This is a genomic window from Erythrobacter sp. (assembly GCF_023653175.1).
Lineage (GTDB): Bacteria > Pseudomonadota > Alphaproteobacteria > Sphingomonadales > Sphingomonadaceae > Erythrobacter.
In genome coordinates, this window is the sequence record NZ_JAMNXL010000106.1 from 1 (window position 1) to 13,097 (window position 13,097).

Annotated in this window: 16 protein-coding genes; 7 read left to right on the forward strand and 9 right to left on the reverse strand. The window is 67.6% G+C overall.

The genetic code is table 11. The features are described from left to right. Both NBV68_RS12250 and NBV68_RS12255 read left to right on the forward strand, forming a co-directional pair. Positions 1-2,549: chromosome segregation protein (locus tag NBV68_RS12250; RefSeq protein ID WP_296310236.1), on the forward strand; the 2,549-nt coding region annotated here is incomplete at its 5' end. Positions 2,550-2,552: 3 nt separating this feature from the next. Beyond that, entirely contained in the window at positions 2,553-3,335 is a 783-nt protein-coding gene (locus NBV68_RS12255) for a nucleotidyltransferase domain-containing protein (RefSeq protein WP_296310238.1), read from the forward strand. A 22-nt stretch (positions 3,336-3,357) separates the two neighbouring features. On the opposite strand, the gene NBV68_RS12260 is transcribed toward NBV68_RS12255, so the two are convergent. From NBV68_RS12260 to rpmF, 5 genes are all read right to left on the reverse strand, one after another. Next, positions 3,358-3,789: a MerR family transcriptional regulator gene (locus tag NBV68_RS12260; protein WP_296310240.1), complete on the reverse strand. Its 432-nt coding sequence runs from the start codon at positions 3,787-3,789 to the stop codon at positions 3,358-3,360. Positions 3,790-3,808: 19 nt separating this feature from the next. Next, the gene (locus NBV68_RS12265) at positions 3,809-4,108 is read right to left on the reverse strand and encodes an integration host factor subunit alpha (RefSeq protein ID WP_296310243.1); all 300 of its coding nucleotides are present in this window, start codon (positions 4,106-4,108) and stop codon (positions 3,809-3,811) included. 143 nt (positions 4,109-4,251) lie between these two features. After that, complete coding sequence (locus tag NBV68_RS12270; protein ID WP_296310244.1) at positions 4,252-5,217, reverse strand: beta-ketoacyl-ACP synthase III; 966 nt, start codon at positions 5,215-5,217, stop codon at positions 4,252-4,254. 11 nt (positions 5,218-5,228) lie between these two features. Next, complete coding sequence (gene plsX, locus NBV68_RS12275; protein ID WP_296310245.1) at positions 5,229-6,320, reverse strand: phosphate acyltransferase PlsX; 1,092 nt, start codon at positions 6,318-6,320, stop codon at positions 5,229-5,231. A gap of 38 nt (positions 6,321-6,358) precedes the next feature. Further along, positions 6,359-6,535 (reverse strand): 50S ribosomal protein L32, encoded by a 177-nt coding sequence (gene rpmF / locus NBV68_RS12280; RefSeq protein ID WP_026092120.1) that lies wholly within the window; start codon positions 6,533-6,535, stop codon positions 6,359-6,361. Between the two features lie 222 nt (positions 6,536-6,757). On the opposite strand from rpmF, the gene NBV68_RS12285 reads away from it, so the two are divergent. Continuing rightward, the gene (locus NBV68_RS12285) at positions 6,758-7,153 is read left to right on the forward strand and encodes an MAPEG family protein (RefSeq protein WP_296310246.1); all 396 of its coding nucleotides are present in this window, start codon (positions 6,758-6,760) and stop codon (positions 7,151-7,153) included. Between the two features lie 59 nt (positions 7,154-7,212). On the opposite strand, the gene NBV68_RS12290 is transcribed toward NBV68_RS12285, so the two are convergent. After that, positions 7,213-8,115 (reverse strand): acyl-CoA desaturase, encoded by a 903-nt coding sequence (locus tag NBV68_RS12290; RefSeq protein ID WP_296310247.1) that lies wholly within the window; start codon positions 8,113-8,115, stop codon positions 7,213-7,215. A gap of 90 nt (positions 8,116-8,205) precedes the next feature. Between NBV68_RS12290 and NBV68_RS12295 the strand changes: the two genes are divergently transcribed. Then, on the forward strand, positions 8,206-8,538 hold the full coding sequence (locus NBV68_RS12295) for a metalloregulator ArsR/SmtB family transcription factor (protein WP_296310248.1): 333 nt from the start codon (positions 8,206-8,208) through the stop codon (positions 8,536-8,538). A gap of 119 nt (positions 8,539-8,657) precedes the next feature. Here the strand turns inward: NBV68_RS12295 and NBV68_RS12300 are convergent, their stop codons facing one another. Further along, on the reverse strand, positions 8,658-9,329 hold the full coding sequence (locus NBV68_RS12300) for an MBL fold metallo-hydrolase (RefSeq protein WP_296310249.1): 672 nt from the start codon (positions 9,327-9,329) through the stop codon (positions 8,658-8,660). 129 nt (positions 9,330-9,458) lie between these two features. Here NBV68_RS12300 and NBV68_RS12305 point away from each other — a divergent pair, with 129 nt between their 5' ends. After that, complete coding sequence (locus NBV68_RS12305; RefSeq protein ID WP_296310251.1) at positions 9,459-10,031, forward strand: DUF305 domain-containing protein; 573 nt, start codon at positions 9,459-9,461, stop codon at positions 10,029-10,031. On the opposite strand, the gene NBV68_RS12310 is transcribed toward NBV68_RS12305, so the two are convergent. After that, positions 10,028-10,708, reverse strand: coding sequence for a LexA family transcriptional regulator (locus NBV68_RS12310; protein WP_296310253.1), 681 nt, complete (start codon positions 10,706-10,708; stop codon positions 10,028-10,030). The genes NBV68_RS12305 and NBV68_RS12310 overlap by 4 nt on opposite strands. Before the next feature lie 123 nt (positions 10,709-10,831). Between NBV68_RS12310 and NBV68_RS12315 the strand changes: the two genes are divergently transcribed. Further along, the gene (locus NBV68_RS12315) at positions 10,832-11,047 is read left to right on the forward strand and encodes a hypothetical protein (RefSeq protein ID WP_296310254.1); all 216 of its coding nucleotides are present in this window, start codon (positions 10,832-10,834) and stop codon (positions 11,045-11,047) included. Then, positions 11,047-11,472, forward strand: coding sequence for a hypothetical protein (locus NBV68_RS12320; RefSeq protein WP_296310255.1), 426 nt, complete (start codon positions 11,047-11,049; stop codon positions 11,470-11,472). Before NBV68_RS12315 ends, NBV68_RS12320 begins: the two co-directional genes overlap by 1 nt. Before the next feature lie 97 nt (positions 11,473-11,569). Here NBV68_RS12320 and NBV68_RS12325 read toward each other — a convergent pair whose 3' ends face one another. After that, complete coding sequence (locus NBV68_RS12325; protein WP_296310256.1) at positions 11,570-13,003, reverse strand: aldehyde dehydrogenase family protein; 1,434 nt, start codon at positions 13,001-13,003, stop codon at positions 11,570-11,572. Between the last annotated feature and the right edge of the window lie 94 nt (positions 13,004-13,097).

Sequence of the window (13,097 nt, forward strand, 5' to 3'; positions counted from 1 at the left end):
CCGCGCTCGCCGCAAAGCTCGCTGCCGCCGAACCCCGGCTTCGCGATCTGACTCGCCAGCGGCCGCGGCTCGAGGAAGACCGCTCGGATGCCGACCGCTTGACCAGCGCGGCGGTCGAGGCACTGGCGCGGCTCACGCAGGAACTCGAGGTCAGCCGCGCCGCGGCGGCGGCGGCAGAGGCCGCCCGGCCCCTGCTGGCCGAGAAGGCCGAGGACAAGGAACGCGCCAGCCGCGCCGCCGAACTCGCGCTGGCCAAGGCGACCGCCGATCAGGCCGGGGTCGAGGCTGAGTGGCGCGTCGCCGAGGCTGCGGTCGACCAGGCCGGCGCGCGCCTCGCGCGGATCGTGGCCGAGGCCGCCCGGCTCGAACGCACCCGCGCCGAACTCGCCGCCAGCGGCGATCCCGAGGCCGATGTCATTGCCGCGCGCGAGGCCGCCGACGAAGCCGCCGAAGATCTCGCCCGCCTGCGCGCCCGCCTCGCCGAGGATCAGGCGCGAAAGACCGATCTGCAAGCACGGCGCGACGACGTCGCCAGCAGCCTCGCCGCCGCGCGGGCCGAACTGGCGGGCGTCGAGCGCGAGCACACCGCGCTGGCCCGTGACCGCGAGGCGCGCGCGAAGCGCGAGGCCGGGCGACAGGGGATGGCCACCGCGCTCGACCGCGTGACCGTCACCCCCGGCTACGAACGCGCGCTTGCCGCGGTGCTGGGGCGCGACGGGAAGTCGCCTTTGGGCGCGCCTGCCGGAACGCCGGACGGACGGTTCTGGACGGGCGCCGCCGCCCCCGCGCCCGTCGCCGACAGCCTCGCCAAGCGCCTCACGCAATGCCCCGAGGAACTCGCCGCGCGCCTCGCGCTGGTGCACTGCGTCGAGGCGGATGACGGCCGCGCGCTGGCCCCGGGCGAATGGCTGGTGACCCACGCGGGGCACTTGCGCCGCTGGGACGGTTTCGTCGCGCGCGGCGAAGGGGCAGCCGAGGCCGCGCAGCTCGAAGCGGCCAACCGCCTCGCCGAACTCGACGCCGCCCTCCCCCCCTTGCGCGAAGCCGCCGCCGCCGCCGAGGCCGAGGACAAGGCTTGCCGCGAAGAACTCGCCTGCTTGCAGACCGGGCTTGTCGCGCAGGAACGCGCCATCGCCGGGGCCATCGAGGCCGAGCGGCAGGCGCTGCGGCGGCTCGACCAGGCCGAGGCCGCCAAGGAACGCCGCGCTGCGCGCCTCGCCGAACTCGCCGCCAGCGCCTCGGACATCGACACGCAGATCGCCGCCGCGAAGACAGAGGTCGCGACCGCCGAGGCGGCCCGGGAAAGGCTCCCCGCGCGCGATGCCGGGCGGCAGGCGCTCGAGGCCGCGCAAGGTCGAAACGCCGCTGCCCGCGCCGCGGTGCAGGCCGCGCTCGCCGACCTTGCCGCGCAGGATCAGGCGCTCGCCGTCGCGCGCGAACGGCTCGCCGGGCAACAGGCCGACCATGCCGGCTGGCAGGCGCGCGCCTCGGATGCCGAGCGGCGCATGGCCGAAACCAGCCGCCGCCTCGCCGAGATCGCCGAGGAACACGCCGTCATCGCCGCCAAGCCCGCTGCGCTCTCCGCCGAGATCGAGGCGGGCGAGGCGACCGCCAAGCGCCTCGCCGCCGAACTCGCCGCAGCCGATGCGATGATGCGCGAGGCCGAAGCGCGCAGCCGCGCCGCCGACAGCGCGCTGGCACAATGCACCGAGACCCTCGCCCAGGCCCGCGAGGCGCGCGCCAGCCTTGCCGCGCGCGCCGAGAACGAGGAATTGCGCCGCGCCGAAATGGCCCGCATCTCCGGCGAGCGCTTCCAGTGCCCCCCGCCGCTGCTTGGACAACGCTTCGGCTTCGACGAGAACGACCTTGCCCCCGCCGCGCGCGAATCCGAGGAGCTGGAAAAGCTCACCGCCGCGCGCGAACGGATCGGCCCGGTCAATCTCGTCGCCGCCGACGAGCTCGCCCGGATCGAGGCCGAGCACGGTTCGTCTGCCGAGGAACAGGCCGAACTCGTCGAGGCGATCGCGCGGCTGCGGGGTTCGATCGGCAACCTCAACCGAGAGGGCCGCGAGCGGCTGCGCGCGGCTTTCGAGGCGGTTGACGGCCACTTCCGCGTGCTTTTCACTCGGTTGTTCGAAGGCGGCGCGGCGCATCTCGCGCTGGTCGATTCGGACGATCCGCTGGAAGCGGGCCTCGAAATCTACGCCCAGCCACCGGGCAAGCGGCTGCAATCGCTCTCGCTTTTGTCGGGCGGCGAGCAGGCATTGACCGCGACCGCGCTGATCTTCGCGCTGTTCCTCACCAACCCCGCGCCGATCTGCGTGCTCGACGAAGTCGACGCACCGCTCGACGATGCCAATGTCGAGCGGTTCTGCGACCTTCTCGATTCGATGGTCGCCACCACCGCCACCCGCTATCTGATCGTCACCCACAACGCGGTGACGATGAGCCGGATGCACCGCTTGTTCGGGGTGACGATGGCGGAAAAGGGCATCTCGCGCCTCGTCAGCGTTGACCTCGGCGAGGCCGCGCTGCTGGCGGCCGAATAGCTGGTGCCCGGCATCGCCCCCGAAGCCCGCGCCGAGATCGAGCGGCGTCTCCGCGCCATCGCCAAGGAAGAGGGCATCCGCATCCTCATGGCGGTCGAATCCGGTTCGCGCGCCTGGGGATTCCCCTCGCCCGACAGCGATTACGACGCGCGCTTCATCTATGTCCGCCCGGTGCGCGATTACCTGCGCCTGACCCCGGTGCGGAACGTGGTCGAGCGACCGATTCTCGACCTCTTCGACGTCAATGGATGGGACATCGACAAGACGCTGGGCCTGCTGCTGAACCACAATGCCGTGGTGGCCGAGTGGATCAACTCGCCGATCCGCTACCAGCCGGACGACCCGGTGATCGCCCAGCTGGCGGGCCTCGCCGACCGCCACTTCAACCCGCGCGGCTATGCCCGGCACTATGCGAGCCTCGGGCTCAACAATGTGGCGCGCTGGGACGAGGCCGCCGACACGCTGTCGGTGAAGCGCTATTTCTACGCCCTGCGTCCGGCGCTGTGCTTGCGGGCGCTGCGTATGAACCCCGCGGCGCGCCCGCCGATGGCGCTGCAAGAGCTGATGGCGGCGACCGATCTGCCCCCCGCCCTCACCTTCCTCATCGAGGAGCTGGTTGCGCTCAAGGCCAAGACCAAGGAGGCCGCCCCTGCGACGCGGTCGCGGGAGTTGGAGGCGCTGATTACCGGGGAACTTGCGCGCGCGGAGGAGGTGCCGGAGCGGCTCGACCCGGCGCGTTTCGCGGCCGAGGCAGAGGCGCTGCTGTTCGACTTGCTGGGGGTCTGAGACCCAGCCCCTTGCCTGGGCCCTAGGCCTCCAGCGCCGCCGCGAGCCGCGCGCGCACGGCCTGCAGCCCGGCGATGATCTCGGCCATGTCCGGCCCCTCTGCCGCCGCAATTCGCACGCCCGGTGAAGCGTCGGGATCGGCATCGACACGACGTTCGCCCGAGCGGCGGTCATCCTTGCGGCGGTCGAGCGGCGACTTCGCGGCCGCGCGCAGCACTGACTCCGCGCCCTTCAGGGTATAGCCTTCGCGGTTCACCAGCCGGTCGATGGTCTCGACCAGCGCGACATCGGCCGGGCGGTAGTAACGCCGCCCGCCGCTGCGCTTCAGCGGCTTCAGCAGCGGGAACTGCGCCTCCCAATACCGCAGAACGTGAGGCCGGATGCCCAGCGCCTCGCTGACTTCGCCGATGGTGCGCAGCGCGCCCTCGTCCTTGCCGTCATCGAATGCTGTCATATGGCCTCACATTGTGCGGTCACCCCTTGGCGATCCGTTCCTTGAGCAGCTGGCTGGCGCGGAAGGTCATCACCCGGCGCGGGGTGATCGGCACTTCGATCCCGGTCTTGGGATTGCGGCCGATCCGCTCGTTCTTGTCGCGCAGCACGAAGCTGCCGAAGCCTGAAATCTTGACGTTCTCACCCTTGGCGAGCGCGTCGCTCATCTTGGCCAGAATCGACTCGACCAGATCGAGCGACTCCGCGCGGCTGAAACCCATCTTGCGGTTGATGGTTTCCGCCAGATCGGCGCGGGTCAAAGTGCCAACCGAACGCATCATGCGAATTCTCCTTCGCGGCGCGACCCGATAGAAGGTGGCAGATGCTTAAGGTTTTTCGGCGCGATTGCAAAGCGATGGAGTGCGGATTGTAGTGTTTTCCGCACCCGTGTTAGCAAAAGAGACAGGCGAGGCCCAGTGGGGCATCACATGCGGATCAGGCTTGCCCCCCAGGTGAAGCCGCCGCCCATCGCCTCGAGCATCACCAGATCACCCGGTTTGATCCGCCCGTCCTTGCGCGCGACATCGAGCGCGAGCGGCACCGAAGCGGCCGAGGTGTTGGCGTGATCGTGGACCGTCACCACCACCTTTTCAGGCGCAAGGCCGAGCTTTCTGGCGGTCGCATCGAGGATCCGGGCATTGGCCTGATGGGGCACGACCCAGTCGATCTCATTGACCGAAACTCCAGTATCCTCAAGCACTTCTCTGAGGACGGCGGCAAGGTTGACGACCGCGTGGCGAAAAACCTCGGGCCCGCGCATGCGGACATGGCCGACGGTCTGCGTGCTCGAAGGCCCTCCGTCGACATAGAGCAGATCATGTTGGTCACCATCGGCGTGGAGCCTGGTGCCGAGGATGCCTGCCCCGTCCGCCTCGCCCGAAGGCGCCTCGAGCACCACCGCGCCCGCGCCATCGCCGAACAGCACGCATGTGGTGCGGTCCTCCCAGTCGAGGATGCGGCTGAAGGTCTCGGCCCCGATCACCAGCGCGCGGGTCGCCATGCCGGTCTTGAGCAGCGAATCGGCTGTGGCGAGCGCATAGAGGAAGCCCGAGCACACCGCCGCGACATCGAAGGCGATCCCGCCCTGACAGCCAAGCGCTGCCTGCACCTTAGTGGCGGTGGCGGGGAAGGTGTTGTCGGGGGTGGCGGTGGCGAGCACGATCAGGCCGATCGACGAAGCCTCGACCCCCGCATCCGCAAGCGCGGCGCGTGCGGCAGCGATGGCGAGGGTCGAGGTGGTCTCGCCCTCGCCCGCGACATAGCGCTGGCGGATGCCGGTGCGCGCGACGATCCATTCGTCCGAGGTGTCGACGGTTTCGGCCAATTCCGCATTGGTCACCACCCGGCGCGGCAAGGCAGAGCCCGTGCCGAGTACGCGCGAACCGCTCACGCGCCTTTCGTTCACAGGGACGCCTCGCTATCCTTGGACGCGGCGGTGCGGCCGTTCTGGCGCAGCGCGCCCTCGCCCAGCCGCGAGAGGTCCTGCGCGATCCGTTCGGTGAGCTTGTTCTCGAGCAGCCGCGCGGTCACCGCCACGGCGTGCGCCACGCCCTTGGCGTTCGCGCTGCCGTGGCTCTTCACCACCACGCCGTTGAGGCCAAGGAAGACCGCGCCATTGTGGTTGTTGGGATCGAGATGGTGCTTGAGCAATTCGGTCGCCGGGCGTGAGACCAGAAAACCGATCTTGGAGCGTAGCGAGGAGGTGAAGGCCTGCCGCAGCAGATCGGTGACGAAGCGCGCCGAGCCCTCGATCGCCTTGAGCGCGATATTGCCCGAAAAGCCGTCGGTAACGACCACATGGGTCTCGCCGCGGTTGATCTTGTCGCTTTCGACGAAGCCGTCGAAGGTCAGCGCCAGCCCGCCATCTTCGCGCGCCGAAGCGGCGGTGAGCATCGCGGCCGCATCGCGCAGTTCTTCGGTGCCCTTGATTTCCTCGGTGCCGATATTGAGCAAGCGCACCACCGGCTTCTCGAAGCCCGTGACGATCCGCGAATAGGCCGCACCCATGATGGCATATTGCACCAGATTGCGGGCGTCGGCTTCAGTATTGGCGCCGAGATCGAGCATCACCACGTCATGCGCCTGCAAGGTCGGCATGATAGCAGCGAGCGCGGGGCGATCGATCCCCGGCATGGTCCGCAGCGCAATGTAGCTCATCGCCATCAGCGCGCCGGTGTTGCCCGCGCTGACCGCAGCGCCCGCAGCGCCGGTCTTCACGGCATTGATGGCCAGACCCATGCTTGTGGTCTTGGCACGGCGCATCGCCTTGCTGGGAAGCTCGTCGCCGCCCACCACGTCGTCGCAATGGAGGATTTCCGAGGCGGCGCGCAGGTTCGGGTGGTTTTCGAGCGCGGCTTCGATGCGCTTGCCATCGCCCACCAGCAGGAACTTGAAGCTGTCATGATCGCGGCGAGCGAGCGCGGCACCTTCGACCATGACGCGCACGCCTTCATCGCCGCCCATCGCATCGACCGCGATACGGGGCAGGTTCATCGTGCTGTTCTCCGGTCTATCGTGGGGGCCACCGGCACTTAGCCGACGGCGACGACCTGACGCCCGTTATAGTGGCCGCAATGGCCGCAAATGTTGTGCGGGCGCTTCAGTTCGCCACAGTTCGAGCATTCGTGGAACGCCTCGACCTTGAGCGCATCGTGCGAGCGGCGCATGCCACGGCGGGAAGGCGAAACTTTTCTCTTGGGGACAGCCATGGTGGCACCATTTCCTCAAATTACTGACGTGCAGCGCCACCGGCGCCCGTGATTCTCGAAGGCCGCCCTTACGGCAAGGAGCCCAAGCACACAAGCACGAGACTTGCGCGCACTCCTTGGCCAGCAGCGGCGGGAAGCGCGGCGCTATAGCGAAAAATTCGCGCGTTGCAAGCAGCCTCGGCGGGGCCTAGCACTGCCCCGCAATCGTGAAGGGATCGCGCCATGACCATGCTGCCCGTAACCCTCGCCGCCGCTGCTGCTGCTGGCGTCCTCAATATCTGGCTGGCGTTGCGGATCAATGCCGCGCGCAGTGCCGCCGGGGTCTATCTCGGCGACGGCGGCAACGAGGCGATCCAGCGCCGGATGCGGGCGCAGGCGAATTATGTCGAATACACCCCCTTCGTGCTCGCGCTGATCATCGGCATCGAGCTGTCGGGCAAGGGCAGCTGGTGGCTGGGTGTGGTCGCGCTGGTCTACTTCGCGGGGCGCATCGGTCACGGCTTCGGGATGGACGGCGGCGCGCTGCTGAAGGGGCGGTTCATCGGCACGATCACCACCCTCCTGACCCTGCTCGGCCTGTCGGTGGCCGCCGCGCTGATCATGGCGGGGGTGCTCTAAATTTCTGTTCTCCCGCGATTTTTGACAAAAAACCGGTTCCCACTTTTTGTCATCGCGCTCTAGACCCGCACCAGCTTGTCCGCACGGCCCGACAGGTCGGCGGGCAGGCACACGTCCCAGGCGAGCCCTGCCCGCTCGAGCAGGCGGATGAAGGCATAGCCCCAGTCGCTCTGGCCCTTGTGAAGCCCGATGCGCGCGCTGCCGGGATAGGCGTGGTGATTATTGTGCCACGCCTCGCCCATCGTCAGGAGCCCGGCCCAGGGCACGTCATGCGCCTGCACGCCAGCATCGGTGACCTGCCAGTGCTGGGGCCCGCGCCGGTGTGCGAGGTGGCCGACCAGCCAGTGGCCGTGGACAGTCAGCGCGACCCGCACGAAGACGCCCCACACCACGAAGGGCCAGCCGCCCACCCAGAATAGCACGCCCGCGACAGGAAGTTGCTGGAGCATCCAGGTGCGCTCCAGCCATCGCAGGAAAGGCGACGCCTCGAGCGCGGAGATGTCGAAGCGCGGCGGATGATCGAGATCGAGGCGGCAATGGAGCTGCCACCATGCGTCGACCAGCATCGGGCGGCGGTGGGCGAGGTAATCGTGGCAGAGCCGCTGGCGCTGCGCCCAGTCGCGCAGATCGTGGGTCCGCACGATCCACAGTGGCCCGCTCATCCCAGCCACGGTGCCGCACCAGATCAGGAAGGCGCGCAAGGCGGGTGTGGTTGCAAAGCTGCCGTGGATCAGCAGGCGGTGGAAGCCGACCGAATGGCCCAGCAACAGCATAGCGCCGGTGACCGCGATTCCGGTGACGACTGCGGCGGGTGTGGTGAAGAAGGGTGCGAGGCCGAGCGCGGCGAGCAACATCCCGCCATTCCAAAAGCTGTGCGCAGGGTCCCAGCGCACATGCCCATGCACCGCGTCGGCGCCGGGGGTCTCGACGATCCAGTTCACCTCGCAGCGGTCGCGCGTCATCGGGCCCTCCATTGTGTAGATAATTAATGCATCACTTAATTACTCGATAGCACTGGAAAGCAATTAAGCAAGCGCTTACATGCTGGGCCCATGCAGAAAGTGTTCGAAGCCCTCGCCTCGACGGTGCGCCGCAAGATCCTGGCGTACCTCTCGGAATCCGAGCTCACCGCGGGTCAGATCGCGGAGCGATTCGACATCTCCAAGCCGGCGGTCTCGCAGCATCTCTCGGTGCTGGAGAATGCGGGGCTGGTGGCAAGCGAGAAGCGCGGGCAGTTCGTGCATTACCGGCTGGTGCGCGAGAACCTCGCGAACACGCTCAATGGCTATGTGCAGGAAGTCTGCCCCGTCTCGCGCCCGCTCAAGAAGGAGAGCAAGGCGCTGGGCGATGCGGCGAAGGGCGGCAGCGAGGACGCTTCTTCCTGAAAGCGCGAGAACCGGCCCGCCATAGGACGGGCCGCAAGGCCGAACGGCCGCCCGCAGGTGCTCGATCCCGCAGGGATCGAAACCGCACCGAGGACGCTCGCCCGGAGGGCCGAGCGCAATCAAGAAAGCGCGTAGTCGCTCACAAACGCATTCATCTTGCGCTCGCGCCCGAAGGTGCTGGTCGGGCCGTGGCCGGGGATGAACATAACGTCCTCGCCGAGCGGCCAGAGGCGCTGGGTGATAGAGTCGATCAGGTCCTGATGATTGCCGCGCGGGAAATCGGTGCGGCCGATCGAGCCCTGGAACAAGACGTCGCCGACGATCGCGAAGCGGCTGGGTTCGTGGAAGAACACCACGTGACCGGGGGTGTGGCCGGGGCAGTGGATCACGTCGAGCGTCAGCTCGCCCACCGTCACCGTGTCGCCGTGCTGGAGCCAGCGGGTGGGTGTGAAGCTCTTCGCCACCATCCCCCAGCGCGGACCGTCATCATCGAGCTGGTCGATCCAGAAGCGGTCATCCTCGTGCGGGCCTTCGATGTCGAGGCCGAGCTCCTCGGCCAGCATCCCCGCCTGCCCGCAATGGTCCAGATGTCCGTGGGTGACGAGGATCTTCTCCAGCGTGACGCCGGCCTTGGCGACGCCTTCCTTGAGCTTGTCCAGATCCCCGCCGGGATCGACCAGCGCCCCGCGCATGGTCCTGGTGCACCAGATCAGCGAGCAGTTCTGCTGGAGCGGCGTTACCGGAATGATCGCGGCGCGCATGGGGGGGAGGGGCTTGGAGGTGTCGGTCATGGGCCGGAGATGACCACGCCACGGGCGATTTGCAAGAATTCTCGAATGGCGACTTATGACAGGGCGTAAGCCCGGCTGGCCAGCCATCATCCCGCATCCCCCAAAAGTCGCAGACGGGAGACGCAAGCGATGCAGACCGAAAAACCCCAAGGCGGATCGCACTGGCCCAGATTTGCCGCCATGATCGCGGCATCCACGGCGGTGATGTTCGCCCTTGCCTATGCCAATGTCTATGCCGCCGATCACGTGTTCTTCAGCCAGACGCGGATGTGGATGGCGCTGATGATGGGCATGGCGATGACCCTTATCATGCTTGGCTTCATGTGGGGCATGTATCGGCCGCGCGCGGTCAAGATGGCGGTGATGATCGGCGCAGCCGCGGGCTTTGGCCTGTTCCTGTACCTGATGCGCAGCCAGGAAACGGTGGACGATGCTGCTTGGGCCAGGGCGATGATCCCGCACCATTCGATCGCCGTTCTGACCAGTCGCCGCGCGGAGATCTCCGACCCGCGGATGCGCAAACTCGCCGATGAGATCATCGCGGCGCAGCTCAGGGAAATCGCCCAGATGGAGTTGCTGCTGGCCGATATCGAGGCGAACGGCGAGCTGGGTGACGGCAGACCCCTGCCCCCGCGCAGCGGCGAATTGACCCCGGCGCTGATGGCCGAAGCCAGAAATGCGGCGGAGCGGGAAGACGACTAGACCCGCCCGCCCTTCCACACGACCCGGCCGATGATCTCGACCTCGTCGGCCGCGACCTCGACCGGCGGGTAGGCGAAGTTCTGCGAGAGCAGCGCGATGCGCCCCGGCCCGGCGCCGGCGACGCGCTTCACCATCAGCGTGTCGCCGAGGCGGACCACGTGGATGCCGTCGCGAAAGGCGCGGGGCGCGCGGTCGACGAGGATTTCGTCGCCGTCGTTGAGCAGCGGCTCCATCGAATCCCCCTCGACCCGGATCGCGGAAAGCTCGGCGCGGGCTAGGCCCTGTTCCTCGAGCCAGCGGCGCGAGAAGCGGAAGGTGTCGAAGGCGGCCTCCGCGTCCGGCACCCGCCCAGCGCCTGCCGCCGCGCCGAGATCGAGCCGGGGCACCTCCACCCATTCGGCCTCGTCCCGCCGCCTAGGGGGTTTCACGTAGGAATTTTCCTGCGCCTCACGCAGTTCCTCCTCGCCGACGCCGAGGAAGCGGGCGAGCGTGGCGCGGTCCTGCTCCTCCAGCTTGCGCGGACTTCCTTTGCGAATGAATTGCTGGAGATAGGAGGGATTGCGCCCGAGCAACTCGGATAGTGCCGCAAGGCTTACCCCCCTTTTTTGCGACAGGGTGAGCAGCCGCGCACGGGGGCCATCTGGGATTTCACGGGGGCCTTTGACAATCTCGGACATGAAATCATCCTATACAAAGGAATTTTCCTAGACAAGTAGGAAATGTAGTGAAACAAATCAGGAACATCGGGCGAGTCGCCCGGTGCGAATCGCCCAGATCAGCAATTTGAGGGACGCAAAACCATGCTGCTTCGGACCGTCGAAACCTTCCTGAGGACCCACAACCTGCCCGCCACCAAGTTCGGACGGCTCGCCGTCCACGACCCGCGCTTCGTGCTCGACCTGCGCATGGGTCGCACCCCGCGTCGCGACACCGAGATGCGCACCCGCGCCTGGATGCAGGGCTATGCCGCGGGCGCTGCCAAGACGGAGTGTTCCAAGCCGGGGGAGATGGCCTGATGCTCACCGAAAGCTTGCGCGATCCCTTCGCCCACCTCACCGCCGACTTTGACCAGATCGAGGTCAAATCCGCTTCCCTCCCCGGCAGTGCGCCCGCCGCGCTGCGCCCGCGCCGCACGCTCGCCGACCGGGTGCGCGCCGGGTTGATGGACATCACCGGCGGCGCGGGCACGGTGCTCGGCCATGAGGAGAAGGCCTGGGCCTCGATCACCTTTGCCGGCACCCGCCACGAGGTGGTGCTCGAATTCTGCGGCGCCGATGCGGTCGCAGCTGGAGAGGAGCTGATCGAGCGCCTGCCCGATCACGAATTCACCATCCCCCGCCAGCTGGTCGCCGATGCCACCGTGACCAAGGTCGATCACCGCTTCGGCGCGATGGAGCGCCTCGAGGTGACCGCTGTGCTGTTGCTGCTCGAGGAGGGGTGAACATGATCCCGCCTTCCCGGGCTTGGCCCGGGACCCCGCTGCCTTCCTGCCGCGAAGAAAGCGGGGCCCCGGCTCGGAGGCCGGGGAGACGGTGCGCCTAGGTTCTGCGGATCACCAGATTCCTGATCTCGCTCATGTCCTCCATGGCGAAGCGCACGCCTTCGCGGCCTAGGCCTGAGTCCTTCACGCCGCCATAGGGCATATTATCGACCCGGTAGCTCGGGACGTCGTTGATCACGACACCGCCGACATCGAGCCGGTCCCAGGCGTCGAACATCTGGAACAGGTCGCGGGTGAAGATGCCCGCTTGCAGCCCGAACTTGGAGTTGTTGACCTCCTCCAGCGCCTCATCGAAGTGGGTGAAGCGTTGCAGGATGGCGAGCGGCCCGAAGGCTTCCTCGTTCTTCGCCTTGGCGTCCTCGGGCACGCCTTCGAGCAGCGTTGCTTCGAGCATGTTGCCGCGCGTCAGGCCCCCGCCGCACAGCAGGGTGGCACCGGCAGCGACCGCCTCGTCGATCCAGCCCTTCAGCCGCTTGGCCTCGCCGTCCGAGATCATCGGGCCGATGAAGGTGTCGCGGTCCTTGGGATCGCCCGCGACGAGCTTGCCTGCGCGTGTCACCAGCATTGCCTTGAAAGTATCGTAAACGTCATCGTGGATCAGGATGCGCTGCACCCCGATGCAGGACTGGCCCGACTGGTAGAAGGCCCCGAAGATCACCCTTTCGAGCGCATCGGCAAGGTCAGCATCCTTGTCGATGATCACCGCCGCATTGCCGCCCAGTTCCAGCACGACCTTCTTCTTGCCCGCCTTGGCCTTGAGGTCCCAACCCACCCCGGGCGAGCCGGTGAAGCTCAGCAGCTTCAGCCGCGCGTCCTCGGTAAACAGGTCGGCCCCGTCGCGGCTGGCGGGGAGGATCGAGAAGGCGCCCTCGGGCAGGATGTCGCATTCGGCGAGCACCTCGCCCATGATGATCGCACCCAAAGGGGTCTTGGAGGCAGGCTTCATCACGAAGGGGCAACCGACCGCGATGGCAGGCGCGATCTTGTGGGCGGCGAGGTTCAGCGGGAAGTTGAACGGGCTGATGAAGCTGCACGGCCCGATCGGCACGCGCTTCCACATCCCCTGATAGCCCTTGGCGCGCGGGGAAATGTCGAGCGGCTGGACCTCGCCGTAGTTCCTGACCGCCTCTTCGGCCGCGATCCTGAAGGTGTCGATCAGGCGCGTGACCTCGCCTTCCGCATCCTTGATCGGCTTGCCCGCCTCGACGCACAGGGCATAGGCGAGTTCGTCAAACCGTTCGCGGAAGCGCGCGACGCAGTGCATCAGCACGTCCTGCTTCTCGTAGGAGGCAAGCCGCGCCATCGGCTCGGCCGCGCGCACGGCGCCGGCAATGGCCTCCTCGATCACATCAGGCGTGGCAAGCGCGGTGCGGAAGGCTACCTCGCCGGTGTATTTGTCGGTGACCTCGAGATCGGTGTTGGGCTGCACCGCCTTGTTGTTGAGGTAGAGCGGGTAGGTGGATTTGAGCATGGTCACTTCCTTCTCCCCTCCCGCGTGCGGGAGGGGTAGGGGGTGGGAATGCAAGGGTGGTGCGGGCCGCGCCCACCCCTAGCCCCTCCCGCGC

Bases quoted from the DNA above. Each gene is read 5' to 3' on its own strand.
- NBV68_RS12260 (WP_296310240.1), bottom strand. From the start codon at position 3,789: ATGACAGCATTCGATGACGGCAAGGACGAGGGCGCGCTGCGCACCATC.
- NBV68_RS12265 (WP_296310243.1), bottom strand. From the start codon at position 4,108: ATGATGCGTTCGGTTGGCACTTTGACCCGCGCCGATCTGGCGGAAACC.
- plsX (WP_296310245.1), bottom strand. From the start codon at position 6,320: ATGAACCTGCCCCGTATCGCGGTCGATGCGATGGGCGGCGATGAAGGC.
- rpmF (WP_026092120.1), bottom strand. From the start codon at position 6,535: ATGGCTGTCCCCAAGAGAAAAGTTTCGCCTTCCCGCCGTGGCATGCGC.
- NBV68_RS12285 (WP_296310246.1), top strand. From the start codon at position 6,758: ATGACCATGCTGCCCGTAACCCTCGCCGCCGCTGCTGCTGCTGGCGTC.
- NBV68_RS12290 (WP_296310247.1), bottom strand. From the start codon at position 8,115: ATGACGCGCGACCGCTGCGAGGTGAACTGGATCGTCGAGACCCCCGGC.
- NBV68_RS12295 (WP_296310248.1), top strand. From the start codon at position 8,206: ATGCAGAAAGTGTTCGAAGCCCTCGCCTCGACGGTGCGCCGCAAGATC.
- NBV68_RS12300 (WP_296310249.1), bottom strand. From the start codon at position 9,329: ATGACCGACACCTCCAAGCCCCTCCCCCCCATGCGCGCCGCGATCATT.
- NBV68_RS12305 (WP_296310251.1), top strand. From the start codon at position 9,459: ATGCAGACCGAAAAACCCCAAGGCGGATCGCACTGGCCCAGATTTGCC.
- NBV68_RS12310 (WP_296310253.1), bottom strand. From the start codon at position 10,708: ATGTCCGAGATTGTCAAAGGCCCCCGTGAAATCCCAGATGGCCCCCGT.
- NBV68_RS12315 (WP_296310254.1), top strand. From the start codon at position 10,832: ATGCTGCTTCGGACCGTCGAAACCTTCCTGAGGACCCACAACCTGCCC.
- NBV68_RS12320 (WP_296310255.1), top strand. From the start codon at position 11,047: ATGCTCACCGAAAGCTTGCGCGATCCCTTCGCCCACCTCACCGCCGAC.
- NBV68_RS12325 (WP_296310256.1), bottom strand. From the start codon at position 13,003: ATGCTCAAATCCACCTACCCGCTCTACCTCAACAACAAGGCGGTGCAG.